Source organism: Novosphingobium sp. PhB165 (assembly GCF_004341845.1).
Classification (GTDB): Bacteria; Pseudomonadota; Alphaproteobacteria; order Sphingomonadales; family Sphingomonadaceae; genus Novosphingobium.
Genome location: NZ_SLVB01000016.1, coordinates 31,099 through 54,815, shown reverse-complemented (window position 1 = coordinate 54,815; position 23,717 = coordinate 31,099). Strand labels below are relative to the sequence as shown.

The following is a 23,717-nucleotide window of genomic DNA, read 5'->3' as shown; positions in this document are numbered from 1 at the left end:
ACATGCACATGCAGGCTCAGCGGGCGTCATCTGGCGCCGACGTGAAGATAATTCCCGGGTGGGCCGAAGGCGTGTTCAAATGGTGGCCCAAGCGGACCAGTCCTCTCTGACGACAATGGCTTCCGGGTTGTATATGGGCTTAGCTGGCCGGTGAAGGACGCGCGGGCGCTTTCCTGGATGCTATGCAACCGCCGCCTGGACCCTAAAGTGCTAAACTAATCCGTTGGCATCATCCGGAAATCCGATGAAAGCCGGGCTCGCGAGGGAGCGCATCAGCTAACGGGGGTGTTTTGGGCCATCTCTCCAGGCGGTTGTCAGACACAATGCAGCGTGTTCGCACTTGGAAATGAATGAGCAATCGGTCGTTTAAGGAGGAGATGACATGATATCATGCAAATGGTTGAAGAAGGTTCTCGGTGCGCGCGATTCGCGTGTCTGGCGTCGGTTTCTTCCGGTCGGTCTTATGGCCTCGCTGTTTGTAGTGCTGTCTGCTCCTGTCACGGCCCAGCAGGTCGCTGCGTCGGGAGTTCAGGCGACACTCTTCAAGAACGTGCGTATTTTTGACGGGAAGAGTTCAGCTCTTTCCGGGCCGTCCAACGTGCTTGTTCGAGGCAATATCATCGAACGCATTTCGACCGCCCCGATTACCGCTGACGTGGGCACGATAATAATCGACGCAGGCGGACGTACGTTAATGCCTGGCCTTATCGACGCCCATTGGCATGCGATGTTCATCCGACCAACCCCTCCTGAGATGCTCGCCGGCAACGTGGGTTACCTCAATCTCATTGCTGGGGATGAGGCGAAAGACACGCTGCTGCGCGGCTTCACAACTGTCCGAGATGTGGGCGGCCCGGTATTCGGGCTCAAGCAAGCCATCGACAGCGGATTCGCGATAGGTCCGCGTATCTTTCCTTCTGGCGCAATGATCACCGTGACCAGCGGACACGGTGATTTCCGACAGTTGTCCGACTTGCCGCGTCAGATCGGGGGGCCGCTTACCCGCGGAGAACAGATCGGCGGCTTTGCACTCGCCGATAGTCCGGACGAGGTGCGCGTGCGCGCCCGCGAGCAATTGATGCAGGGTGCCTCGCAGGTCAAGCTTACCGCCGGAGGGGGCGTTTCCTCCCCTTTCAGTCCGATCGACGTGGTGACCTTCACTGAGCCGGAACTCCGTGCCGCAGTGGAGGCTGCGCACAACTGGGGTACCTACGTTGCCGTGCACGCGTTTACACCGGAAGCGATCGAGCAGGCCATTGCAGCTGGCGTGACCTGCATCGAACACGGCTTTCTCATGACTGAGGCCGACGCGAAGCTGATCGCCCAAAAGGGCATCTGGCTCAGCCTGCAGCCGTTGCCTGATGACCTGCGGACCGGATTTCCGGTGGGCTCCGTTCAGCGGGAAAAGGCGGATGAAGTGTTCCCCGGCATTAGCCGGACCTACGAATTGGCAAAGAAGTACAAGATCAAGACCGCTTGGGGTACCGACGTATTGTTTTCACGTGCACTTGCGCAGCAGCAGGGCGCCATTCTGGCTTCTCTCGCTCGCTGGTATACGCCTGCGGAGGCCTTGATCATGGCAACCTCCACCAATGCGGAATTGCTGAGCCTCTCAGGCAAACGTGCTCCCTATGTCGGTAAGCTTGGCGTGGTGGAAGCGGGTGCATTGGCGGATCTGTTGCTAGTCGACGGTGACCCGCTGCAAAATCTCAATTTGGTCGCTGATCCGAACCGAAATTTCCTCGTCATCATGAAGGATGGGAAGATCTACAAGAATACTTTGGCGCCCTGATCTTGAGGGGGGGCGGATCATGGCGAGTCGTTTGGCATCGTGACATAGTAAGCCTGTGATCCGCCAACTTGTTTGTGAGGAGTTGAATTGGTGAAACGTAATTCTACATCGCTTCTTAAGCACATTAAGTTTCTCATTATTCAATGTATAGAGAACTATTCGGAACTGAAGTGTGGCTATGCAATGCGCTAAACCCACTTCGTGACGTTCAGTCACCCGTCAGTCGCGCGTCTGCTATCCGGCAACCCGCAACATCGCGAAGAGAATGGCGCCAGCGACGATGATCACCCCTGTCGCAAAGACTAGTCGGTCGGCAAACAAACGGCGCATGGAACCCTCCCTAAACGAAGCTGTAGCGCTCAGCGTGGTACTTTGACATCGGCACATCCAGCTGTGCAAGCGCCCGTTCGATCGCGTCCATCATCGCATCCGGCCCACATATGAAGTATTCATGAGCGGCGTAGGGCGCCGGCAGATGTTGGATAAGCACGTCAGCGGAGATGAAACCCCGCTCCCCGCTCCACTCAGCTGGAGGATCCGCGAGGACATGAATGACTTTGAGGTCGAGCCGCGCCTCGAGCGCCTCTAGTTCCTCGCGAAACGTGATCAAGTCCCAGTCCTTGCTGCCATAGAATAGGATTACCGTGCGCTTGTCGCCTCGATCGGCAAGCGTACGAATCATGCTCATCATCGGTGTAACGCCGACGCCTCCGGCAATCAGCACATGCATGTTTGCAGGATTGCCAATGGTGAAGGAACCGTACGGCCCATCGAGATAGACACGCTGGCCGACTCGGGTCTTGGGTATCTCCCTTGTGAAATCACCCAGGTTGCGGATCGACATCTCGACACTGCCGTCCGTTACCGCCGCGCTAGACGAGAACGAAAATGGATGTGCGGTGATTTTGAACGGGCTTCCCAACACTGTCAGCCATCCGAACTGGCCGGTGCGGAAATGAAATCCATCGTGTCCCTCCGGCTGCATCACCAGCGTTGTGGTATCCCCGCGCTCCTCACGCACTTCCGTCACCCGATAGGGACGGCGGAGCATGAATAGCGGCTTGATTATCCGCACGTAGAGCAGCAACCCGACCCAGAAGATCGTCAGGCCAAACCAGAGAGCCCGTTTCCAGGGGTTGGCGAGGTAAAAACTCCAGCCTACCATGTGGAAAAGCCCACCTGCTACGGCGATGAGTGCAAGCGTGATGTGGCTGAGATGCCAAACCTCGTACGGGATTTTCAGCTTCGCACGCCAGAGCGCCGTCACCACCATGGCTATCAAAGAAAATAAGGAGAAAAAGGCGGCAACCGCGCCCCACGGCGCCTCGCTCAACTCGGGGACCTCCAGCAATTCCGGGTGGACCGCCGCCATGATAAGGGGGTGCACTATCACCAATGCGACCGCTAAAAGCGAAATCTGCCGATGAAAATGGTAAATGATGTCTTCGCCCCAGGGTTCGGTAACATAGCGGAAGCGAGCTGTGATCCCGAACTGCAGCCCCATGATCGCCAACCCGGAATAACCGAGGGCTGCCGAAAACTCGGTCCAAAAATCACGCGCCGGGGGCAACGAACCTAACAGAAGGGTCAGCAAAGGAAAAAGGACGAACAGTAGATATACAACGACCCAAACAACGCGGCGCATAGTATAAGTCATAAGATGGAGCTCCGCTCGAGAACACATTCCTCATTCCCCATTACCGCGCGGAGCGGGTCGGGATTTAGGTGCACGTCGTCAGAAATAACGCGGGGCCAAGCGTGAAAACGATCGTGATGAAGGCCGCAATCAGGGTCCCCATGATGACCCAGCGCATGAACGAGTCGGTTTGACTGAGGGGCGGGGTGGGGAACCTGCGCGCAAAAGTTCGCCACAGCGCTCCAATCAACGCAAGGTGGATGAGGATAGCCAGCGCCAGGCTCCAGCGCAGCGTGTCTGTCGACCAGCCAAACGTGCAGCCAACGCTGTGGAGGACGTAAGCGGCGGCGAGTGCGCAGGCCCAGACGCTAAACCCCACTGCGAGCAACCACAAATGACAAGCTTGGCCTTTATGGACCTTCATGGTGCTGTTTGTCAGTGTTTCAGGCTGAGACTTTGCCTTCACGATCGCATCCCCAATAGATCCACGAGCGCGGGCAACGCTAGGACTAGGCCGATGGCTAGCGCACCGGTAATCGCCGTGTAGTCGCTCCACAGCCGTGTTAAGCGGAAGTCGATATGACGCCGGGCTGACACAAGGCCGAAGGTAAGGCGCAGGATATTACTCAGCAGGAAAAGCAGACCGATCGCGGCGTGCAGCACGACAAATCCAAGAACAGCCGCGGCTGTCGCGCCGAGCGCATGTTCGGTAGGACGCGGAATGACATTCCCGATTAGGACGACGAGGCCGGCTATCGCCGCCACCAAGGCGGCGGCTGACAGCGCGATCCAGGCTCCTGGTGCGCGACTGCCGACGACGGCACGCAATGCCCCTCGCGCGCTGATCGCAGCGACAACGAGTACGACGACGGATGCCAGAGCAATCGCAAGGCTGGTGTCGGGCCTGCCCACCGGCGGCCAGTTCGGAGCGGAGATCCACAAATAGAGCAGGCCGAATATCAGCGATGTAAAGAGCGTCCCGTCCGCAACGAGCGTGAACGCGAGTGCCCACCATGCAGGAGGATTGGTCGTTTCCGTGTGTGGCGGCAAGCTCAGACCCCGACCAACCGGCAGGAGGCCATAGTCACGGGTTTGACCCGCGCTCTGTCCCGCCAGAACGAACAACGCAGCCGTCACCAGCACCATACCAAGGGATAGCAAGTAGAGCTTGAACAGCATGCACAGTACGGCGGTAGCCGTCGCCAGCGCTGTCCAAAGGGGCAAATAGGTCGAACGCGGCAGCACGATCAATTGTTCCGGCATGCCCGATGTCATGTGAACACCGAGCGTTTCCTGCCAGCCATTGCGCACGAACCCAAGATATCCTTCTCCACGAGCCAGTGACGGCGCAAGATCGCCAACGGCGATTCGGTCTGCACGAACTTCGATATGAGGTAGCGAAGCAAAGGCATATGGGGATGGCGGGATCGGCATGGCCCATTCGAGCGTCGCCGCCTTCCAAGGATCGCGGCGTACCCGCCGCCCGTAGCGGACCTGCGCGATGAGGTCGATCACCACCAGCGCGAAGCCGATCGTCATGATAAAGCCACCCAGCGAAGACAGGAGATTGAGCCAAGTCCAGTTTTCAACCGCCGGATAGGTGTAGATGCGCCGTGGCATACCGAGCAGCCCGGCCAGATGCATCAAGAAGAAGGTCATATTGAAGCCGACAAAGATCAGCCAGAACGCCGGGATAGCAAGCCGATAGACCGCGGTCCTGCCGGTCAGCAGTGGCAACCAATAATAGAGCGCTGCCAATATCGGGAAAGCGACGGAGCCACCGATTACGTAGTGGAAATGGGCGACAACGAAATAAGTGTCGTGCGCTTGCCAATCAAACGGAACCATGGCGAGCATAACGCCTGTCAGCCCGCCGATCGCAAAGGTGGAAAAAAAGCCGAAGATGTAGAGCATTGGCACATTCCAGATCGGCCGGCCATGGGCCAACGTGGCGAGCCAGGCAAATAGCTGCACCGAAGTCGGTACCGCCACGATCGCAGATCCTGCCGAAAAGAAGGCGAGTGCGAGATGCGGAATGCCCACGGTGAACATGTGGTGCACCCATATACCAAAGCTGATGAAGGCAAGGCCGATGATTGCAACGATGATCGCCCGGTATCCTATCAGAGGCGTTCCAGCGAACACCGGGATCATCGTGGACAGGAGGCCTGCCATAGGCAGGAAGATGATGTAGACATCCGGGTGACCGAAGAGCCAGAACAGGTGCTGCCAGAGCAGCGGATCGCCGCCTCGCGACGGGTCGAAGAACGGCAGGCCAAAGGCCCGCTCCGTCTCGAGCAGGATTGAGCCCAGGATTAAGGGCGGAAAGGCGACGACCATCATCAATGCGGTCACCAGCATATACCATCCGAAAATCGGCATCCGGTCGAGTGACATGCCCGGCGCCCGCATCGTCAAAATCGAGACGATGATCTCGACGGCCAGCGTCAGGGCCGATATCTCGACAAAAGTCACTCCCAACAACCACACGTCGGCATTGATACCGGGCGTGTAAACATTCGAGCTCAGCGGCGTATACATGAACCACCCGCTGTCGGGTGCGACACCTGCGACCAATGCGGTCGTGAGGATTGTACCGCCGAAAAGGTAGCACCAATAACCGTATGCGGTAAGTCGCGGGAAGGCGAAGTCCCTTGTGCCAAGCATCTTGGGCGTGAGATAGACCGCGATACCCTCCAACATGGGAATGGCGAACAGGAACAGCATAATCGACCCGTGCATGGTGAAGACCTGATTGTAGGTCTCCGCATCCATGAACGTCGCATTGGGCGTCGCAAGTTGCACGCGGGTCAGCATACCGAGCACGCCGCCGATCGCAAAGAACACGAACGCCGTCACCATGAAGCGCACCCCGATAACGGAATGGTTTATGGCTGCAAGACGCTGCAGCCCGGGGCCGGTGGCCCAGATCTCCGCGAGCTGGCGATGAAGCTTCAATGCCGATCCACCATGCGTGCCATCGTCAATCGTTGTATTCATTGCGGTACCTTCCCGGCTGCGTCGGGTTTGGCCAGTGCGGCGGAGAACTCCGCTGCCGGGTGAACGATGACGTCGAAGCGCATGCGACTATGGCCGATGCCGCAGAATTCGTTGCAGAGCCCCTGGTAATGACCGGGCACATCTGCCTGGAGCCGTAGAACGTTGCGATGTCCAGGCACCGCGTCGATCTTGCCTCCCAACCGGGGAATCCAGAATGCGTGGATGACATCGACACTAGTGACCACGATATCGACCGGCTTGCCTGCAGGGAGATGCAATACACCCTCGGTTTCGCCCCCATCGATCCCCGGGTAGCGGAACTTCCATTTCCATTGAGCGGCCTGCGCTTCGATGCGCATCGGATCAGCCCCGGTCCCCGGCAATAGCCGCTCGCCTGTTACCAACGCATAGGCGACAAGAGGCGTCAGGACGATTGCCGGCAGGCACAATCCTCCAAAGACGATCCAGCGCGCCGGTGCCACTTTTGCTCCCCAGTGAGGCCGAATCATCACCATAGCAAAGAGGATCATGACCAGTGCAAACAGCGAGACGGCGCCTGTCAGCATTAGCCACCACAGATTGGCGATCGAGCGCGCCGCCGATCCGGCGGGATCGAGTGTTGACAAAGGTCCTGTGCATCCCGCGAGTGTGGAAGATATTGTGGAGTAGACCACCGCGCGCGAAGCGATATGATAGCGCCTGAAAAAATGGTTCGGACCAGGAGAGCAGGCATCATGGCACCGAGCAAGAAGGATCCGTCCACGACGACAGAAAGTCCGGTCACGCTTGAGTTGCTTCGGCTTGACACCGGCTCCGCGGTGGCATTGGTCGGCCACCCGCTGCATGTGATGATGGTTCACTTTCCGATCGCCTTTGTCGTCGCCACACTTGGAGTCGATATCTTCTACTGGTGGTCGGGTGACCCGTTCTGGTTGCGTGTCAGCCTCTGGTCCGCCGGTTTCACTTTCTGGACGGGTGTCGCAGCGAGCGTCGTTGGCACTGCAGAACTCTTGCTCGTACGCGGCATACGTATGCACGAAGCGAGCTGGTCCCACGCGATTGCTGCCATGACCTTGGTCGCTATCTCCGGGGCGAACTGGGGGCTCCGGTTGGGCTATCCCGAATCGATTCTGCCGCACGGCCTTGCGCTCTCTGCGCTCGCCGCCACTGTGGCAGGCTTTGCGGGCTGGCATGGCGGCAAGCTCATATTTGATCATGGAATCGGAATTCTGGTTTCGCCCAGGAACTGACGCAGGCCGCCAGGCGCAAAGAGTTCCGTAGCGAACTGACTGGAATCGATATGGGGCTTTGCGAGCACCACCCAGATTATTGCTGTGATCAGGACGAGATAGGAGCTCGTAAGCGCCACGTACGAGAACCGTCGAAAGCTTTTGCCAGGCTCGAACAAGTGCGCAAGAACGAGGCCAGCGACGACGTGCAGCATGACCATCAAGCTGACGAGTGCCATCTTTAGTGAGAACCACTCGAGGAACGTGGTTTGCAGAAAGATGAGCGCTGTACCACTGCCGATGGCGATGAAGGCCGCTGGAGAGGTCATCCCCACGAAGACGAAGCGGGTCAACCGATGCAGCCGCTCAAGTTCCGGCCCGGGTTCAATGTTTCGGCGCTGCCAGAACAGAAATGGCATAATAATCAGACCGCTCGACCAAATGGCGATAGCGGCCAAGTGGATGAATTTGAATAAAGTTGTCATATGGATGGCGCGACCGGTCGCAAGTTCGACCATGCTAACCAGAGTCCCACGCCAAGGTAGGATAGAGACGCCGGCACCCACATCAGGAGGCCTGCCAATTGTTGGTCCGTCAGCGGGCTCATGCCCCAAGCTTGCGTGCTCGCGAAATGAACCGCGTACAGTGGATGCTGGGCGAATACGATCAACGCAGCCAATAGGCCCATCTGCGCGACCGTCGCCACAAGCGCGAGAAGCGCTGAACCAGGCTGCGTAGTCGGCGACAGAATTGTCCGCCACAAGAGCCAGGCACTGCCAAGAAGTGTGGCTTGCATCAGCCAGTAGCGTGGCACGCTGGCAAGTCCCCACTCATAAGGCGCCGGCATATGCCACACCCACAGCACGATCGCGTGAAGGCCGACGAGCAGAGCAAGCGGCGGCACCGACAGTTTTCGGAGGGGGAGCGAAACTGCGAGCAACGGTGCGACGGCAGATATCAACAAGACGTGATGCAGGACGCGTGCGGAGAAGAGCGCAGAGGACAACGCGCAAAGCGGGGAGACGAAGATCACGATTATGAGGACAGCCGCCGCGTAGCCGGCGGGGGCGTTTGCAGTGCGACCGGCCGCAATCACAATTGCTAACGCTGCGATTGCTGTCAGCAACAACGGATCGAAGTTCCAGCGCGCCAAGAGATCGCTTGGTATTGCAGCGGGACCGCAATAAGCGATAGCAACGGTGTCGCTCATCGTTGGCCTTCCGTTTCTGATTTTCTCGCTAAAGCATTGGTGCACCTATTAGCGAGGGAGCGCAATGCGCTCTTTGATGGGAAATACCTGTTCACACCCCGCCGAGATCACACCGATCGAGCTCTATCGCTATCGTTGTGTAAGCGCCGACGGATCCCCGCCTTGTGGGGATGGGTATCGGCGTGAATTTCGCAGCTCGCATGGAGGCCTTGCGAGTCTATATCGACCAGTCAATCGAGCCTCGTATGAGCGCCCGCTGAGATGGTGGAGCGATCGTACGAATGGAACGGCGTCGGCACTGGAGCGACGAAGAGAAGCTGGCGATCCTGAAGGAGACGACGCAGCCCGGCGCCATCATGACGGGCGCGCGCGCCGGTATCTACCGGGCCGTCGATGCCGCTGCCGCCTGACCACCTTCTAAGCCAGCTTCTGTGCCCAGCGCTATCCCTCTATCGGCCAGAGCTGGCGCCGGGCATGGCCCGAGATCATCCCATTTTTCGCCTTTCCCGACGAAGTCCGGCGGATCCTATACACAACGAATTCTATAGAGGCTTTGAATGCCAACTTTCGCCGCGCTGTTCGCGCACGGGGCCATTTCCCCAATGATGACGCCGCGACCAAGCGGCTGTATCTGATCTTGAACCGTTCGGAGAAAGAGTGGAAAATGTCGCCGCGTGAGTGGAACATGGCGAAAGCGCAATTTGGCCTGATGGCAACCGCCTCGCCACACGAAATTCCTGACAGTTCCGAATGGCTCCGTGATTGGCCGCAATATGCAGCGACACCGGCATCAGGAGTTCATCCGCTTACTGAATGCCAACGAAGCTCAGATGCCTGCCGACAAGACCATCCACGTTATCCTCGGCAATTATGTGGCCCACAAGCAGCCCAAGGTCCGGGCTTGGCTGGCCCGGCATCCGCGTTGAACCTTACACTCCGTTTCAACATCCCGCTCCCGGCTCAGCGCCGTCGAAGGTTTCTTCGCAAAGCTCACACGCCGGCGGCTGAAGAACGGCGCCTGTCATTCCGTCGTCGATCTGCCGGCAGCCATCAACCGCTTCATCAGCGAGCACAACGAGGCACCCTGTCCTTTCCTCTGGAAAGCCGATCCAGACGAAATTGTCCCAGTCATCAGGCGCGGTCGCCAAATGTTGAAATCAATCCAGGTTGGAGGTCGCATTGACACTAGCTCGTCACGCGGCTGTCCGCTTGCGGAAATACACTCTTTCAGCCCTTGGTTCGGCGATGGCGTCGAACCCGGCATCCAGCCAGGCGCGTCGATGCGGCGCGCTGCAATCGGCATGGCCGTTTGTGCACCACCATTCGGGCTCCGCCGCGCCGCGCGGAAGCAGGCCGCCAATGATGCTCTCTATCTGCGCGAAACCGATCTCGACGCCTTCGGCGTCGTTGCGGACTCGCCACCGTCTCAGGAAGACGCCCAATGCATCGTATTTGCCCATGTCGATATCCAGACGCTCAGTTCGGGATCGTCAAGCCGATGTGCGCCGGATCGGCGTCATGACCGGGACGAGCGGAGGGAATCGTCAGCGCCATCATAATCCGGGTCGAGCAGAGGGCGCAGTCGAGCGCGGAGTCCGAGTCCTCGGTGCAGGCGATGCAGCCGAGGCCCGACCGCGTACCGTCAAACAGGCCGAGCAGCAGGCGCTCGTCGGGGGAAAGCCACGCCGCTGCCACCCGATCGGGCGGCTGAGCACGGCCTGGTACCGCGTCATCAGGCTGGCGAACACCGGCGCGAGCATCCCGCAATCGATTGGGGACAGCGGCGCTTAGAGGCGTTGCTGGGCGGGCGCGCTGGCGTCGCGCGCGCCGCCAGAAACTGGCAGCCGCCGTATCCAGTTCGCGGACGCGCGCAGTTTGCTGAGGACATCAAGGCCCTCCAGCCCTGGAAGCATCCGGTCCAGAATGATGACGTCGAAAGTCTCAGCCGCCCCGAATTCGAGAGCTTCCGGCCCGCTCTCCACCATCCGGGTCACAATACCATTGGCGGTGAGACCGCATTTGACGAACACGGCGGTCGCCGGATCGTCTTCAGCCAGTGGCGCGCACACTATAGCCAAACTCCAGCAGTCTCATCGCCACGTAATGCCCGGACGCCGAACACTGTGTCGGACATCTCTCCTGTGTCCCGACAAACGAGTGACGCCAAAAGAATTCGCCAATCGGATCTCAACGCCTTCGAATCCGCTTTCCCTGGAAGTAGTGCAATACGAACATCGGCAGCGCCAGAATGCCCGTGATCCAATGCGCCTTGCTCGTAATTTCCCGCCAGTCCTCGTTGGCTACATAGTAGAGCAGGAATCCGCTGACGATGAGCAGGGCGGCCATGCTTAGCAGTGAAAGGCCCAGAGCGCGTTGGCTTCGGTACGTCCAGCCGCGCCAGACGTGCACGACCAGCAAGCTTCCCAGACCCAGCAGGACGATCTGCATCGCCGCGCCGTGAATGCGCAGCATCCATGGTTCCAGCGGATTGGTTTCGGGGCCGAAGTCCCCCTGGATCTGCATGAAGTTGTGCAGCACCAGCCATGCTGCGCCGCTCAGCCACAGGATGCCGCAGCCCCAACACAGGAGCCGGACTTGCCAGCGCGCAAGTTTGGCAGTCTTGAGATGCAGCATCAGTGGGTCGCTCCCAACGCGCGCCTGTCGATCAGTTCAGCATTCAAGGTCGCAAGAACACGCCCGGCAGTCGTCGGACATGCTATCGCCACCTTGGTCATTGCATCAGCGATAACGCACCGTTCGGCAATGACAGTGACGGCATCGCCTGCCAACACCGGCGCTTCGCCCAGGACATGCGGGCTGGTTGCGTGCGTGCGGTGCTGGCGCCGATTGTGGAGATTGCTCGAACTCGCAAGGGCAGCGTTGCGAATGGCAAGCGACGCCCCGAGGGTTTCATCGGCTTCCCGCAGATGCACGATTTCCTCCCATTCCCCGAAGACGCGAAGATCACCGCCGGCATTAACGATTCCCGATGGAGCACCGGCTTCCAGCAATGTCTCCACCGCACAGTCGACCGCATAGCCCTTCGCGATGCCGCCAAGGTCCAACAGGGTGGCGCGCGAAATCGACACATGGGCCTCGTCGAGAATCTCCACATCGGGCATCCCGCCGATCCATTCCTTGTCCCGATATCCGGCGGGTTGCGGCAGGAATCCCCATTCGACCAGTTGCCTGCCTACCGCCGCATCGAACACGCCATCAGTCTGATGATAAAGATCCTTGGCGAGCCGTAGAACCCCTATCGTCGCGCTGTCTACGTGCACGCTGGAGTCCGGGCGTGCACGGCGCAACGCGGCCAGATCGCTGTCCTCTGAATGAAAGGACATCCGTGCGTGGATATGCTCGATCCGCGCAAAAGCGGGATCGATCGACGCCGCCGCCGCTTCGGGAACCGCAATTTCGACGAAGGTCCCCAGGATCGGCCGGCAGCGCCGAACCATTTGGTCATGCATGGGCAAGAGCGACAGCGTAAGTCGCCAGGACGCGCCTTACGCCGTCCGTGATATGCTTGCAGGAAAGTGTCGCTCCCGAGACATTGCGTATTTCGCCGCCGAGCTTCAGAGACTGACCGGCGCGCTTGCCGACGAATTGCTGCCGCCAGCGCGGATCGCGGACCTGACCGCCATAGGCCTCGCGATAGTCGAGGATCTCGACATCGCGTATTGCCCCACTGCTGTCGAGAGAGACGGCATAGGTGATGAATTCGTGCTTGCCGACGACTTCATCGACGATGAACCAGCCGCCGTCCGCCGCCCGCCAGGCCCGCAGATCACGCGACAGGGGGCTTTCCCCCGATGCCTTGCGGATCGCGGCGACCTGCTCGGCCGTCAGAGTGCGGAACTGCGGCGTCAGCGATTGGCGCGGGAACATCTGGTTCTGCGCCTGTTCGACCGTCAGGTAGACCGTTGCCTGCGCTGGTACGGCCAGGGCGAGCGCTGCCAGCGGAATGATGCGATAGGAAAACTGTGCCATGATCCGATCCTAGAAATAATATCCAACCTTCAGGCGGAAACGGTACTTTTCGAAGTCGTCGGCATTGGAAATGCCATTGACGACAAGGCTATCGGAGGGCGGATTAGCGTAATCCTTTGCCCACGGCATCTGGAACAGTGTGGTGAACGTCGCGAAGAAGTGGCGGCCGCCGTAATGGAGCGTCGGACCCATATACCAGGCCAGGTTCGTACGGTTGGATGCCTTGAAGGGATTGAGCCCCGCAAATTCGCGCTCGTTCTGCAGTTCGCCGCCAAGTGACCAGTTCGACGTGAAGCGGTAGCTGCCGGCAAAACCGAAATTGACGTCGGTCTCCTTGTCCCAGTGCGTGACGAACTCTTCAGACGTAGGATCGGCGCTCGGATCGCCCAGCAGCTTGCGCCATTCGTAACCCAGCGTGGCGTTGGCGGCGAAGACGAGCTTGTCGTCCAGGAAATTCTTCTGGAGGATGAGGCGCGATTCCAGTTCGCGCGTGCGTGGCCCGATCGAAGGTTCCATATAGAGGGCGACCCCGATCCCGTTCGTGTAGGGGCTGGAAACCCGGTAGATGCCTTCGACAGAGACGGATTCCAGGCGCGTCTTGCGAAAGCGCTGGTCCGGGTCCGAAGCGAAGTCAGCAAACACTTCTGGCGGGACGGTATCGCCGCTGGGCGTATTGCCCTTCACGTTTGCGTAGGCGAGGTTGAGGTAGCCAGAGAGCTGGAAATTGTCCGTCACGCCGTGCGAGACTTCGGTTCGCGTCTGGATGAGGTGAAAGTCTCCCTGTGAGCGCCCCTCCCGCAGAGTGATCCATTGTTCGACCTCGGACTGGTCCTTCGGCAACGTATCCGTGGTGTAGATGAACCCAAACAATGGTTCGTCTGCGCGGGCAGGTCCCGCCAACACAGCACTCACAGCGAAAATTCCCAGCGCCGCTGGCTTCCAGTACCCCACACTCAAACTCCCTAATGCGATTGCTTCGCATTACCGGGAAAGCAGCCGTGTGGTTGTTATAAAATCCCAATGTACCTTAACGAAGATGTATCGAACTGCCTGCCGCCACCTCTGGGAACTACGTTTCGGCGGCTTGCCAATGGACGAGCAAGTCTGGAGACATAGCTGCCCTTCAGGGGGAATCGACTCTAAAGGGAGCTGTCGACGCTCGCGCGCGTCAGGTTCGACACTGTCGGGGCCGTTTCAACCAGAAAGACCAAACGGCGACGAAGCCTAGCAGAGCGAGTCCGAGCCCGGAGATGCTCATCAGCAGTCGATTGGCAAGCCGCCGGTCTTCGCCGCATGGAGCGTGTACAAGGCGTTTTGGGCCGATGTGCCGATGGGCTGAGTGCGCGCATCGCCGGACGGCCCCGTCAGCACGTCGATGCGCTCGATATTCTCCATCGGTACGTCGAAATAAGGCGCGAGCGCGAAACCATCGCGCCGCAGGTGTTGGTGAAATCGACCGGGAACCCTCGGATACTTATGTTGTCGAATGCGCCGCCAATCGCGTTATCCTGAACCGAGGGATCATAATAGCGCTGGCTCGCCCGTCGCTGGGGATTTGTTGTATCGAGTAGCGTGGAGGGTTATTAAACGATGCGCTTGCGCTTTGCCCTACAGATTTTTCAGTGGCGGAATAATTTTTCTATCCATGCCGAGTTTGGCACTAATTGGATGGCATCCGGAAGACGGCAGAATACGGTCAATAGGGCGCTTTAGGCAGTGCGAGGATTGTGTCGATCATGCCACATATGACAAAGTTGTAATTTCGTTGTTGAAGAACGGTCCGCGTATAGTAATCTTTGCAAGCATCGTTGTTTTGTTCGATGCCGAGACGTGAGAACCTCACAAGCAAATAGGGATAGTCTCGCCTCGCGGGACTTGACCGGATGGCCGATGCATATGTCCAGGACCCTTTGCGGTCTAAACGCGACGGCGCATGTGCTTGCATGTTCTCAACATCCGGTTCCTACCGGCTCCGCCTCGCTAGTCGAGCGGAGCCGGTAGATGTTTTCCATGACTGATCTTGGTTTACCTGGCAGCAAGTCATGCGATTTGCTTTAGGCTTTGGTAGCGTCCCGCTCGGTGACGATGAACCTCTTCCACCTGATGACGACCGGGTTTGCGCGGCTAGCGAGACGCTCGACCGCATTTACCGCGTCGAGCGCTCGGGGCTACTGCGGTTCGTAATGCGCCGGTCGCGCCGGGAGATCGCGGAAGATGTCGTCCAGCAGGCCTTCGTGCGATTTGCGGCACGCGGCAATGTGCCTCAGATCGAGAACCCGGGAGGCTATCTGCGGCAATCGGCGATCAACCTGCTGCGTGACAATGCCCGGCTGGCAATGCGCAATCCGGCGCCAAATTTCGAGGTCATGGACGTTGCGGAAATTCCCGATTGCGATCCCGTGGCGGCGCTTGAGGCCCGTGACCGTCTTCGCCGCATCGAAGCCGCTGTAGGCAAGCTTAAGCCTCTGACACGGCAGATATTTCTGGGGCGAAGGGTCTATGGTTATAGTCTCGCCGAAATCTCGAAGCAGACGGGTCTGAGTCAAAAGGGGGTCGAAAGGCACATGGGAATCGCGATCAAGAAGCTCGGCCAGCACTTGTGTAGCCATGACTGACCGGCCCCCGTACTCGCTTCCGGAGCGGCTTTACGAAGAAGCGAACCGATGGGCTGAGCGCTGCGATGCCGGCGAGCGTGGCGTAACTGAAAGCCTCGAGGCCTGGCTCGGCTCCGATCCACGCCACCGTCAGGCCTATGAGGAAAGCAGGGCCTTGCTGGGCGAAGCGCGGATCGTCCCCAAAGGTCTCGGTGGCTTTGATGGAAACCTGACGAAGGCGCCGTTCTACGCACGCCAAAGTACCCACATCGCGCTAGGGACTGCGGCGGCGGTCTTCCTTGTCGGTTTAGCGACCGTCTGGGCCAGCGGCCATCATCTCTTGCCCCAATTGGTGACCCCGGCCGAGGCGGCGACGTACGAGACTGGAATCGGGGAAATCAGGACCTTCCGCCTCGCCGATGCGAGCGCGATCACCCTCGACACCGATACCCACATTTCGGTCTCACTTTCCGGAACGGCCCGGGACATCGTTATTGCGAAGGGACGGATCAGGGTGGAAAGCGGGGCGGGTTCCAGCCCTTATGCCGTGAGCGCGGGCAGGAACAGAGCGACAGTCCAGGGCGGTGTCTTCGATGCCTTACTGACAGGTGCAGCGCTGCGAATTGCCGCTCCGCATGGGGCGGTTGAACTGAACGCGGCCGAGCCGCCAACCGGCGCCCCCCGGCAGATCGCTGCAGGCTCGCAGATCGAGATCGGATCGCCGGCAAGCGCCGCCGCTGTTCCGGGGCCCGACCTTGAATGGGTCTCCGGAATGCTCGCGCTCAACGGTACCCGGCTCGATCAGGCTGTGGAGGCGATCAATCGCTACAATCGCGCCAAGATCCGTCTTGGCGCCGAAGACCTGGGCTCGCGCAAGCTCAGCGGCGCTTTTGCAGTAGGCGATCCCGTGGGGTTTGCCGAGGCGGTCGGCAAGATGCTGGATCTGCATGTCGACCTGTCAAATCCTGCTCATATTGTTCTCTCGAAACAGTAAGAATTAGTTTCCGGAAAATGCGATGAAAAAAGAGTAGGGCAAAATCTCGTCCCATCGTTCCCCTCATGACCAGCCAATTCGTGGCGGAGGGGAAACAAGAAAATGGAAAAGAGAGCTTATTCGGTCACGCTTTGGCTGGCGTCGGCGTCACTTGTCGCATTTGTAGCCTGCCCTTCGGTCGCAATAGCGCAGCAAACTGCGCAACTATCCGTCGATTTGCCAGAGCAGCGCCTGGCAGAATCGCTGAGGGCTCTTGCGCTGCTCTCGGGCCGGACGGTCCTTGCGGATGACGGGAGCGTTGCCGCGAGGCGCGCTCCCGCTCTGCATGGAACTTTCACGCTCGAGCAAGCTCTCGACCGTCTTCTCGCAGGTTCAGGTCTGAAAGCGGAGGCTGCGGGCAACGGTTATGTCGTCCGCGGCGCCGCGCGCGGCGGCAAGGAGAGTGCTGCTGGAGGCGATGATATTGTCGTGACCGGTACGAGACTGCGCGGAACCGAGGTGGCTTCCCAGGTCATCGTGCTTGGCAACCAGACACTTCAGGATTCCGGCTTCGGCGACCTTGGCGATGCTGCGCGCAACATTCCGCAAAGCTTCGGCGGCGGGCAGAACCCGGGGATCGGGCTTAACGTACCGGCATCGGCGGGCGCAAATGCCGGTGGCGGTTCGACCGTCAACCTGAGAGGGCTTGGCAGCGATGCGACGCTGACCATCCTCAATGGCAGGCGGCTGCCCTACGATACCGCGCTTCAGGGCGTCGATATCTCGGCCATTCCGCTCGCGGCGGTGGACCGTATCGAAGTCGTCGCAGACGGTTCTTCGGCAATCTACGGGTCTGATGCCGTTGGCGGCGTGGTGAACGTGATCCTGAGGCAGGACTACGAAGGCCTGCAGACCCGCGCCCGCATTGGCGGCGCAACCGAGGGCGGTGATTTCCAGCAGCTCTACGGGGTGCTCGCTGGACATCGCTGGAACGGTGGCGGCATGTTCGTGACTTACGAATACAACCGCAACACCGAGCTCAATTCGAACCAGCGCGACAGTACGGTATCGCACCCCAACATGACGCTGCTGCCCGCGAGCCAGCGTCACGCCGTGGCGGCGCACGTGCATCAGGATCTGGTGACCGGCCTCACCTTTGAAGGCGACGTTCTCTACAACGAGCGAACGGGTTCGCTCACTTATCCGCTCAATGCGGCCTCCGATCCGCATGTCAGCCGCGTCGACCAGTCCTACAATTCCTACTCGCTCGCGCTTGCCGGTGCGCTTCACTACCGGCTCGGTCACTGGGACGTCACGGCAGCCGGGACATACGGCAAGGGGCGCAACGACCTTCTGGCCGAATACGTCTATAGCGATGTCACGGGTCTCACCTCCGCAAAGCGCTACCGCAACCGTTCGACCACCGGCGAACTTGCGGCCTCTGGTCCGGTGTTCCACCTGCCCGGAGGCGATGCCCGGATGGCGGCGGGGCTGGGCATCCGCGACAACGGTTTCGAGATCTATGCGGGGCCGGGCAATTACCAGAACGCCAAACCGAGCGAGACGGCCCGCTATGTCTTCGGCGAGCTCAACCTGCCGCTCATCAGTCCCGATCTTGGCGTTCCCCTGGTTCGCAAGCTGTCACTGAGCGGAGCGCTGCGGCACGAGGATTACGATACGGTCGGCCAGATCACGACGCCCAAGCTGGGGCTCATCTACGCGCCCGTGTACGCGCTCGAGCTCAAGGCCACCTGGGGGCGCTCGTTCCGCGCGCCGAGCTTCTATGACCAGTACGGTGCCCAGACCGCCAGCCTTTACGGCGCCTCGCGCCTGGGTGGGGTCGGCTATCCGGCGAGTGCGACTGCCATCCTGCTCGGTGGCGGGAATCAGGACCTGAAGCCCGAACGGGCGAGAAGCTGGTCGGCGACCGCCTCGTTCCATCCCGCCGCGCTCGCAGGCGCGAGTTTCGAAGTGACCTACTTTTCCACGAACTACGTGAACCGCGTCGTCACCCCGATCACACTGACGGCGCAGTCGCTGTCCAATCCGATCTACGCGCAGCAGGTCAGCTTGAACCCGAGCGCTTCCCAGCAGGCGAGCATCATTTCCGGTGTGGACCAGTTCTACAACTTCACTACGGGGGCCTACGATCCCTCGCAGGTTGTTGCCATTATCGACAACCGCAAGGTCAACGCCGGCCGCCAGACCGTTCACGGCATTGACGCGCTGGCGCAGTATTCGGCCAAGCTAGCCGGAGGCACAGCCTCGTTCGATCTCAATGCCACCTATCTCGTCAGTGAGCGCCAACTCTCGGACGGGCAGCCGATCGAGAAGCTTGCAGGCTATCTCTACAATCCGCCGCACTGGCGCGGAAGGGCAGCGGCAAGCTGGGACGACGGATCGTGGCGCCTGACGGGAACGCTCAGCTATATCGGCGGGGTCGTCGATACGCGCGCAAGTCCGCCGGACACGGTGCATGGCATGACCACGCTCGACCTCTCGGCGCGCTATCGCTTCATTCGCGAAGGCAGTGTGCTCGATGGTCTCGAAGTCGGGATGTCGGCGAACAACCTCTTCAACGCGATGCCGGCTCAGATCACCACCACGACCTGGGCCGATACGCCCTACGATTCGACCAACTATTCGCCCGTGGGGCGCTTTCTGGCTCTCGAGGTCGTCAAGAAATGGTAACGACGGCTACTTCCGTGCTCGCGTTGGCGAGCGCTATGCTCGGGTTTTCGATCGCCACTCCGGCTGCCGCGGCGGACCGCTGTTCGGATCTGCTGCCGCCCGTGGTGCGGCCAGTTGGGTCCAAGCGCGACATCACGCCCGAGGATCTGGTACGGCTCCGGCAGATCGGGCCTCTCGAAGCGGTAATTCCGGCCCCATCTGCACTTGCCGTCTCGCCAGACGGTCGTGAGCTGGCTTTCGTCATCACGCGCGCCGATCCCACAACCAATAGCCATTGTGTCGGGCTTGCGGTCGTGGATGTGGCGGGTCGAAGTGAGCCGCGGCTTCTCGACCAGGGAGGCCAGCTCGCGCTTGTTTCCAACGAGTATCGAAAGCGGATCTGGGGTATCGGATATCCGCTGACGATCACGCCGCATTGGTCGCCTGACGGCAAGTCGATTGCCTGGCTTCGCCGGGACAATGAGCGCACGCAAGTCTGGGTCGCCGATGCCGCATCGGGACAGGCACGGCAGATCACGCATTCGCCGGTGGATGTCGAAGCTCTGGCATGGAGCACCGATGGCAAGACGATCGTCTATGCCGGCCGCCGAGGGCAAGTGGAGGAGAGGGCGGCCTTTGCGAAGGAGGGGCTGTCCGGATTTCACTACGATACCCGCTACGTGCCGATCATGTCGAACAAGCCGATGCCCGACGCGGCCATTCCCTGGACCGCTTATGTCGTCAGTCCGCTCACGGGCGAGGAGCATCCGGCCAGTCAGGATGAGGCGGCGCTGCTTCCGCCCGACATGATCGGCAAGGTCGAGCCGCCGCCTCGGGCCGCAAGCGCCGATGGGCGGCTGGCGGAGACGCACCGGAGTTCTGCCAACCCGGTCAGTCCGCTGCTTCTCTCGGTCCACGCGCCCGGCGGCGCCCCGATCGATTGCAATGCGGATGCTTGTCGCGGTTCGATCGACAGCATGTGGTGGACTGGGGATGGGAAGGCCCTGATCTACCTTCGGCGTGAAGGCTGGGCGCGCGGTGACAGCGCGCTCTATCGCTGGGTACCGGGCGAGAGGGAGCCGCGTCAGCTGCTCAAAACGCGAGATCTTGTCAGCAACTGTGCGATGGCGCCGGACGGACTTGTCTGCCTCTACGAGCGGGCGATCGCACCGCAGAGGGTTGTGCGGATCGATCCTGCAACCGGCGCGATGCGCGACATTTTCGATCCCAACCCGGAGTTCCTGGGCATCCGGTTCGGGCAGGTCCAGCGCCTCGAATGGCGCAACGACCAGGGCGCCGAGGTGCGCGGCGACCTCGTGTTGCCGCCCGATTATCGCCCCGGAACACGCCTGCCGCTCATCGTCACGACCTATATGAGCAACGGCTTCTTGCGCGGCGCGATGGGCGACGAATATCCCATTCATGCCTTCGCGGCGGCGGGGTTTGCGGTGCTGAGCTTCAATAAGCCGCGCGCCGTCGCCGACGACAATCCGGGCCTCGATACAATCAAGAAAGTGCAAGGTGACGGGATACGGAACTGGGCCTGGCGGCGCGAGGTCCAGTCGGCCATCGACCGCGGCGTCGACAAGGTGATCGCCATGGGCATAGCCGATCCGAAGCTGATCGGCATCAGTGGACTGAGCGACGGGTCGAGCACGGTGCAGTTCGCGATGATCAACAGCCGCCAGTTTGCGGCCGCTTCGATGAGCACGTGCTGCCTCGAGCCGTGGGCGGTCAATGTGGGTTACGGACCGGCATTTGCGGCGCATATGCAGGAGCAGGGCTGGGGGGCGCTCACTGCTGACGACCGCACGTTCTGGGCACCGGGCTCGATCGTGCAAAGCGCGGCCGGCACCGACACGCCGCTGCTGATGCAAGTTGCCGATCGTGAATATCTTGGCGGGATCGATGTCTTTGCCGCGCTCCGGGAGCAGCACAAAGCCGTCGACATGTTCGTTTTCCCGGACGCCTATCACTTCAAGTATCAGCCCGCGCAGCGGCTGGCCGTCTATCGGCGCAATCTCGACTGGTTTGCATTCTGGCTCCAGGGCAGGATCGATTCCGATCCTGCCAAGGCCGGGCAATATGCGCACTGGCAGGAACTCGCCAAGGAGAGGGAGGCAGCCCAGCGCCCTCAGGATTGAGGGTGCTGGGCTGCGAGCCAGGCCTCGACCTGTGAGAGTTGGAGCAGACGCCTGTGGGCGGTATCTTTGATGGGGCCCGTGTCGCTTGTGGCGCGTTCGACCGCATCGCTATCGATGAGGCCGAGCCGCCGCAGTTGGCCGTCGAGCAGCATCGATCGCACGGTTTCGCGGTTCTTGCAGTAGACATCGGCGACGAAGCTCTCCGGTGATCCTTTCGACTGCCGCATGACGATCTCCCTCGGCAAGCGGTCGGCGAAAGCGTCCCGGGCGATGATCCGGCTGCGGCCATCGCGGAACCACCACCAGCTTGGAACGCGAAGGCATGCCTCGACGACCGGCTGGCTCGCGAGCGGACTGATATGCCGGACCGGACTGAGCAGGTCGCAATCTTCCGCCCATCCTTGGGCGGCGGCGATGACCGCCACGTGGGCGGCTGCCCCATGCTCTGCGTTGCGGGGGGCGCTGAGCCATGCGTGCGGTGCCTGCGATGCCAGATTGGCGATTGCATCAGGGGCAAGAAGGGCAAGGTCAGGCCTCCACCGAAACGTGGCGGATCGCCGGAACCGGCGGCGGGCTGCGCGCCACAGGACTTCGAGCGCGCTGGCCTGTCCTAACGCGGCAACCGTCCTCGCGCACGACCACACCGTTTCGTATGTATCGGCATGGCGTAAGGCATCGGTGACAGGTGCAACCGAATTGAGAGCAAGGAACACGTTGTCGCCGCCCCCGCCATCGAGAGTGAGATCGGCGCCGAGTGCGTCGGCTGCGCTGGCGAGCGCCGCATTTGTTCCCTGCATGAAGACCCGCGAGCCGGGCGATGGCAAATCCGCGCTTTCGGATCGCGTGACGTCGACGGCATTTAGCGGGAAATCGAGTTCTTCGAGCTGGCAGCCGAGGTGCCGCGCGACCATCCGTGCCCAGTTGCGCTCGTCGCCGAAGCTGTCCTCGTGGACGAAGTTGACGCAGCGATATTCCCCGCCGAGCGATGACAGGCAAGCTGCAAGGATCGAGGAGTCGATACCGCCCGAGAGCATGAGCAGCGTCTTCGCCGCATCTCCCCTGAGAGCGCGGAGCGCCTGGTAAATCGCGCTGCGAACTTCATGCTGTGCCTGCTCCGTCGTCTCGTACCACTGGGCGCGCTCAGCATGGGGCCAGGGGGACCAGGCTTCTCCCGTGGACGTTCCGCCGGGCCCGATTAGCAGTGTTGCGCCGCCCGGCAGATTGCCGATCCCCGTCAGGCACGTGCCCTCTCCAGGGAGACCGGGGAACGCCAGCCGCTCGGCAAGTGCGCGGGCGTCAGGATTGCCCATGGCTACGCCGGCAATTGCGAGCGCGGCGACATCCGATGCCGCGATCGTCATCCCGTCCTCGAATCCATAAAGGCAAGGAAGTTTGCCGAACGGCGCGCGAAGGACCGTAATCCCGAAGTTTCCGGGCGCGCGCAGCAATGCGACGTAGTTGCCCCAGAACCGGGTGACGAGGCGGTCCGCATCGACCGGCCGCTCCGCCAGCATACGACCGATGCTTTCTGCCGAGCTGGCGAGGTTGGTGCCGCGCGAGAAGACTTCGCCAATCACCATGCCGCGATCCTCGCTAAGATGATGATGAGCCAGTGCCGGCGAGACCGCAACAAAGAGGCGCGCGTCGCTGTGGCAGATTTCCAGACCGGCTGTGCGCGCGCCCTCGGCAATCGCCTCGCGATCGGGGATCGGCCGATCCGGCGTGCCAACCACGGCGAGATAGCGTCCCGTCATACAACCAGGATCGGGACATAGGGAGCGACGGTTCCGGCATCCTCGCACACGAGGCCGGAACCCACTTCCACCCAGCAGTGCGCGCTGAATGGTCCCAACTGCACACCCATGACCATTCGGGCGCAAACGCCGGCTTTGGCAAGATCGCTCATCAGGGCCATCGAAGTGGGAAGGCAGCGTCCTCGGGTCGATCGGATGAGCCCGGCGTGGCGATAGGCGCTGGCAACACCTTGCAGCGCGGCGGCCGCATCCCGCGCGGGCTGCAGGTTTTCGCGTTTGCGGATGACGTCCGCGATGTTTGCGGCAAGGGCTCTCGTTCGGACCCGCCGGTTCCACAGGGATCTGTTTGCAAGCGCCCGCGCGGTGCCCAGCGGAACGGATGCAGACGCACCATCCTGAGCCTGCGCACTTGCAGTGATGGCGGCGCGGCGCGTGCAGGCCGTCAGCGGATAGCCATGCCCCATCGACAGAACGCCGATGCGTTGCAGCGCCTGCCTGACCGGGGGCTCAGCCTCGCCGGTTTCGGTAAGCCGGTGAAACTGGCGGTCGAGAGGCTGGGGCAGGCAGAAGTAGCGATCCGCCTCGAGATCGAGGAAGATGTATCGCTCGCCAATGGCGCAGAAGCTCACGCCGCGGCGAAGTCCGTGACCCGACATGATCGTCTCCAGACACGTTTCCCGATGATCGCAGAGGAGTGGCGCGCAGCCCGAGCTGCGCGCCACCTT

The 23,717-nt window shown here is 60.8% G+C and carries 23 protein-coding genes and 2 pseudogenes; 9 read left to right on the top strand and 16 right to left on the bottom strand.

Annotated features, from left to right (window positions below; all coding sequences use genetic code 11):
• The first annotated feature begins 382 nt into the window (after positions 1–382).
• Positions 383–1,792, top strand: a complete 1,410-nt coding sequence (locus EDF56_RS24985; protein ID WP_207905091.1) for an amidohydrolase family protein — start codon at positions 383–385, stop codon at positions 1,790–1,792.
• A 340-nt stretch (positions 1,793–2,132) separates the two neighbouring features.
• On the opposite strand, the gene EDF56_RS24980 is transcribed toward EDF56_RS24985, so the two are convergent.
• The 4 genes from EDF56_RS24980 to coxB form a co-directional block, all read right to left on the bottom strand.
• Entirely contained in the window at positions 2,133–3,449 is a 1,317-nt protein-coding gene (locus EDF56_RS24980; protein ID WP_132392747.1) for a ferric reductase-like transmembrane domain-containing protein, read from the bottom strand.
• A 64-nt stretch (positions 3,450–3,513) separates the two neighbouring features.
• Complete coding sequence (locus EDF56_RS24975) at positions 3,514–3,894, bottom strand: hypothetical protein (protein ID WP_207905088.1); 381 nt, start codon at positions 3,892–3,894, stop codon at positions 3,514–3,516.
• Positions 3,891–6,428, bottom strand: coding sequence for a cytochrome c oxidase subunit I (ctaD, locus tag EDF56_RS24970; RefSeq protein WP_132392745.1), 2,538 nt, complete (start codon positions 6,426–6,428; stop codon positions 3,891–3,893). The genes EDF56_RS24975 and ctaD overlap by 4 nt, the downstream gene beginning before the upstream one ends.
• Positions 6,425–7,054, bottom strand: a complete 630-nt coding sequence (coxB, locus tag EDF56_RS24965) for a cytochrome c oxidase subunit II (protein ID WP_243652850.1) — start codon at positions 7,052–7,054, stop codon at positions 6,425–6,427. The genes ctaD and coxB overlap by 4 nt, the downstream gene beginning before the upstream one ends.
• A 108-nt stretch (positions 7,055–7,162) precedes the next feature.
• On the opposite strand from coxB, the gene EDF56_RS24960 reads away from it, so the two are divergent.
• The gene (locus EDF56_RS24960) at positions 7,163–7,678 is read left to right on the top strand and encodes a DUF2231 domain-containing protein (protein WP_132392741.1); all 516 of its coding nucleotides are present in this window, start codon (positions 7,163–7,165) and stop codon (positions 7,676–7,678) included.
• Here EDF56_RS24960 and EDF56_RS24955 read toward each other — a convergent pair.
• A complete protein-coding gene (locus EDF56_RS24955; protein WP_207905085.1) occupies positions 7,642–8,175 on the bottom strand; it encodes a CopD family protein in 534 nt (177 codons plus the stop codon). The two genes, EDF56_RS24960 and EDF56_RS24955, sit on opposite strands and share 37 nt — an antisense overlap.
• Positions 8,139–8,867 (bottom strand): cytochrome c oxidase assembly protein, encoded by a 729-nt coding sequence (locus tag EDF56_RS24950; RefSeq protein WP_207905082.1) that lies wholly within the window; start codon positions 8,865–8,867, stop codon positions 8,139–8,141. The genes EDF56_RS24955 and EDF56_RS24950 overlap by 37 nt, the downstream gene beginning before the upstream one ends.
• 281 nt (positions 8,868–9,148) lie before the next feature.
• On the opposite strand from EDF56_RS24950, the gene EDF56_RS24945 reads away from it, so the two are divergent.
• From EDF56_RS24945 to EDF56_RS24935, 3 genes and pseudogenes are all read left to right on the top strand, one after another.
• A complete protein-coding gene (locus EDF56_RS24945) occupies positions 9,149–9,277 on the top strand; it encodes a transposase (RefSeq protein WP_132392739.1) in 129 nt (42 codons plus the stop codon).
• A 26-nt stretch (positions 9,278–9,303) separates the two neighbouring features.
• Positions 9,304–9,579, top strand: a pseudogene (locus EDF56_RS24940) (transposase); the annotation flags it as partial.
• Positions 9,580–9,604: 25 nt separating this feature from the next.
• A pseudogene (locus EDF56_RS24935) lies at positions 9,605–10,030 on the top strand (IS630 family transposase); the annotation flags it as partial.
• A 30-nt stretch (positions 10,031–10,060) separates the two neighbouring features.
• On the opposite strand, the gene EDF56_RS24930 reads toward EDF56_RS24935, so the two are convergent.
• The 8 genes from EDF56_RS24930 to EDF56_RS26265 form a co-directional block, all read right to left on the bottom strand.
• Positions 10,061–10,327, bottom strand: coding sequence for a toxin-antitoxin system, antitoxin component (locus EDF56_RS24930; RefSeq protein ID WP_132392737.1), 267 nt, complete (start codon positions 10,325–10,327; stop codon positions 10,061–10,063).
• 16 nt (positions 10,328–10,343) lie between these two features.
• Entirely contained in the window at positions 10,344–10,634 is a 291-nt protein-coding gene (locus EDF56_RS24925; RefSeq protein WP_132392735.1) for a hypothetical protein, read from the bottom strand.
• A 20-nt stretch (positions 10,635–10,654) separates the two neighbouring features.
• Complete coding sequence (locus EDF56_RS24920) at positions 10,655–10,936, bottom strand: response regulator (RefSeq protein WP_165912380.1); 282 nt, start codon at positions 10,934–10,936, stop codon at positions 10,655–10,657.
• A gap of 118 nt (positions 10,937–11,054) precedes the next feature.
• Entirely contained in the window at positions 11,055–11,501 is a 447-nt protein-coding gene (locus EDF56_RS24915) for a hypothetical protein (RefSeq protein ID WP_132392731.1), read from the bottom strand.
• A complete protein-coding gene (locus tag EDF56_RS24910) occupies positions 11,501–12,337 on the bottom strand; it encodes an FAD:protein FMN transferase (RefSeq protein WP_132392729.1) in 837 nt (278 codons plus the stop codon). The genes EDF56_RS24915 and EDF56_RS24910 overlap by 1 nt, the downstream gene beginning before the upstream one ends.
• On the bottom strand, positions 12,330–12,857 hold the full coding sequence (locus EDF56_RS24905; protein WP_132392727.1) for an FMN-binding protein: 528 nt from the start codon (positions 12,855–12,857) through the stop codon (positions 12,330–12,332). Before EDF56_RS24905 ends, EDF56_RS24910 begins: the two co-directional genes overlap by 8 nt.
• A gap of 9 nt (positions 12,858–12,866) precedes the next feature.
• Complete coding sequence (locus EDF56_RS24900) at positions 12,867–13,808, bottom strand: DUF6662 family protein (protein WP_243652849.1); 942 nt, start codon at positions 13,806–13,808, stop codon at positions 12,867–12,869.
• Positions 13,809–14,114: 306 nt separating this feature from the next.
• Positions 14,115–14,252, bottom strand: coding sequence for a hypothetical protein (locus EDF56_RS26265; protein ID WP_207905080.1), 138 nt, complete (start codon positions 14,250–14,252; stop codon positions 14,115–14,117).
• Positions 14,253–14,899: 647 nt separating this feature from the next.
• Here EDF56_RS26265 and EDF56_RS24885 point away from each other — a divergent pair.
• The 4 genes from EDF56_RS24885 to EDF56_RS24870 all read left to right on the top strand — a co-directional run bounded on the left by EDF56_RS24885 (position 14,900) and on the right by EDF56_RS24870 (position 21,238).
• On the top strand, positions 14,900–15,472 hold the full coding sequence (locus EDF56_RS24885) for a sigma-70 family RNA polymerase sigma factor (RefSeq protein ID WP_132392725.1): 573 nt from the start codon (positions 14,900–14,902) through the stop codon (positions 15,470–15,472).
• Positions 15,465–16,445 (top strand): FecR domain-containing protein, encoded by a 981-nt coding sequence (locus EDF56_RS24880; protein WP_132392723.1) that lies wholly within the window; start codon positions 15,465–15,467, stop codon positions 16,443–16,445. Before EDF56_RS24885 ends, EDF56_RS24880 begins: the two co-directional genes overlap by 8 nt.
• Positions 16,446–16,913: 468 nt before the next feature.
• Positions 16,914–19,115: a TonB-dependent receptor gene (locus EDF56_RS24875; protein WP_243652848.1), complete on the top strand. Its 2,202-nt coding sequence runs from the start codon at positions 16,914–16,916 to the stop codon at positions 19,113–19,115.
• Positions 19,116–19,150: 35 nt separating this feature from the next.
• On the top strand, positions 19,151–21,238 hold the full coding sequence (locus EDF56_RS24870) for an Atxe2 family lasso peptide isopeptidase (RefSeq protein WP_243652847.1): 2,088 nt from the start codon (positions 19,151–19,153) through the stop codon (positions 21,236–21,238).
• Here the strand turns inward: EDF56_RS24870 and EDF56_RS24865 are convergent.
• Together EDF56_RS24865 and EDF56_RS24860 are read right to left on the bottom strand one after the other, a co-directional pair.
• On the bottom strand, positions 21,229–22,992 hold the full coding sequence (locus EDF56_RS24865; protein ID WP_132392717.1) for an asparagine synthetase B family protein: 1,764 nt from the start codon (positions 22,990–22,992) through the stop codon (positions 21,229–21,231). The two genes, EDF56_RS24870 and EDF56_RS24865, sit on opposite strands and share 10 nt — an antisense overlap.
• Positions 22,989–23,714: a lasso peptide biosynthesis B2 protein gene (locus EDF56_RS24860; protein ID WP_165912378.1), complete on the bottom strand. Its 726-nt coding sequence runs from the start codon at positions 23,712–23,714 to the stop codon at positions 22,989–22,991. The genes EDF56_RS24865 and EDF56_RS24860 overlap by 4 nt, the downstream gene beginning before the upstream one ends.
• Between the last annotated feature and the right edge of the window lie 3 nt (positions 23,715–23,717).

What these genes read in the sequence shown, in the direction of transcription:
- EDF56_RS26265 (WP_207905080.1), bottom strand. Translation starts at nt 14,252, where the DNA reads ATGGAGAATATCGAGCGCATCGACGTGCTGACGGGGCCGTCCGGCGAT.
- EDF56_RS24980 (WP_132392747.1), bottom strand. Translation starts at nt 3,449, where the DNA reads ATGACTTATACTATGCGCCGCGTTGTTTGGGTCGTTGTATATCTACTG.
- EDF56_RS24865 (WP_132392717.1), bottom strand. Translation starts at nt 22,992, where the DNA reads ATGACGGGACGCTATCTCGCCGTGGTTGGCACGCCGGATCGGCCGATC.
- EDF56_RS24885 (WP_132392725.1), top strand. Translation starts at nt 14,900, where the DNA reads ATGCGATTTGCTTTAGGCTTTGGTAGCGTCCCGCTCGGTGACGATGAA.
- EDF56_RS24960 (WP_132392741.1), top strand. Translation starts at nt 7,163, where the DNA reads ATGGCACCGAGCAAGAAGGATCCGTCCACGACGACAGAAAGTCCGGTC.
- EDF56_RS24910 (WP_132392729.1), bottom strand. Translation starts at nt 12,337, where the DNA reads ATGCATGACCAAATGGTTCGGCGCTGCCGGCCGATCCTGGGGACCTTC.
- EDF56_RS24945 (WP_132392739.1), top strand. Translation starts at nt 9,149, where the DNA reads ATGGAACGGCGTCGGCACTGGAGCGACGAAGAGAAGCTGGCGATCCTG.
- EDF56_RS24905 (WP_132392727.1), bottom strand. Translation starts at nt 12,857, where the DNA reads ATGGCACAGTTTTCCTATCGCATCATTCCGCTGGCAGCGCTCGCCCTG.
- EDF56_RS24950 (WP_207905082.1), bottom strand. Translation starts at nt 8,867, where the DNA reads ATGAGCGACACCGTTGCTATCGCTTATTGCGGTCCCGCTGCAATACCA.
- EDF56_RS24870 (WP_243652847.1), top strand. Translation starts at nt 19,151, where the DNA reads ATGCTCGGGTTTTCGATCGCCACTCCGGCTGCCGCGGCGGACCGCTGT.
- EDF56_RS24880 (WP_132392723.1), top strand. Translation starts at nt 15,465, where the DNA reads ATGACTGACCGGCCCCCGTACTCGCTTCCGGAGCGGCTTTACGAAGAA.
- ctaD (WP_132392745.1), bottom strand. Translation starts at nt 6,428, where the DNA reads ATGAATACAACGATTGACGATGGCACGCATGGTGGATCGGCATTGAAG.
- EDF56_RS24985 (WP_207905091.1), top strand. Translation starts at nt 383, where the DNA reads ATGATATCATGCAAATGGTTGAAGAAGGTTCTCGGTGCGCGCGATTCG.
- EDF56_RS24955 (WP_207905085.1), bottom strand. Translation starts at nt 8,175, where the DNA reads ATGGTCGAACTTGCGACCGGTCGCGCCATCCATATGACAACTTTATTC.
- EDF56_RS24915 (WP_132392731.1), bottom strand. Translation starts at nt 11,501, where the DNA reads ATGCTGCATCTCAAGACTGCCAAACTTGCGCGCTGGCAAGTCCGGCTC.
- EDF56_RS24930 (WP_132392737.1), bottom strand. Translation starts at nt 10,327, where the DNA reads ATGGGCAAATACGATGCATTGGGCGTCTTCCTGAGACGGTGGCGAGTC.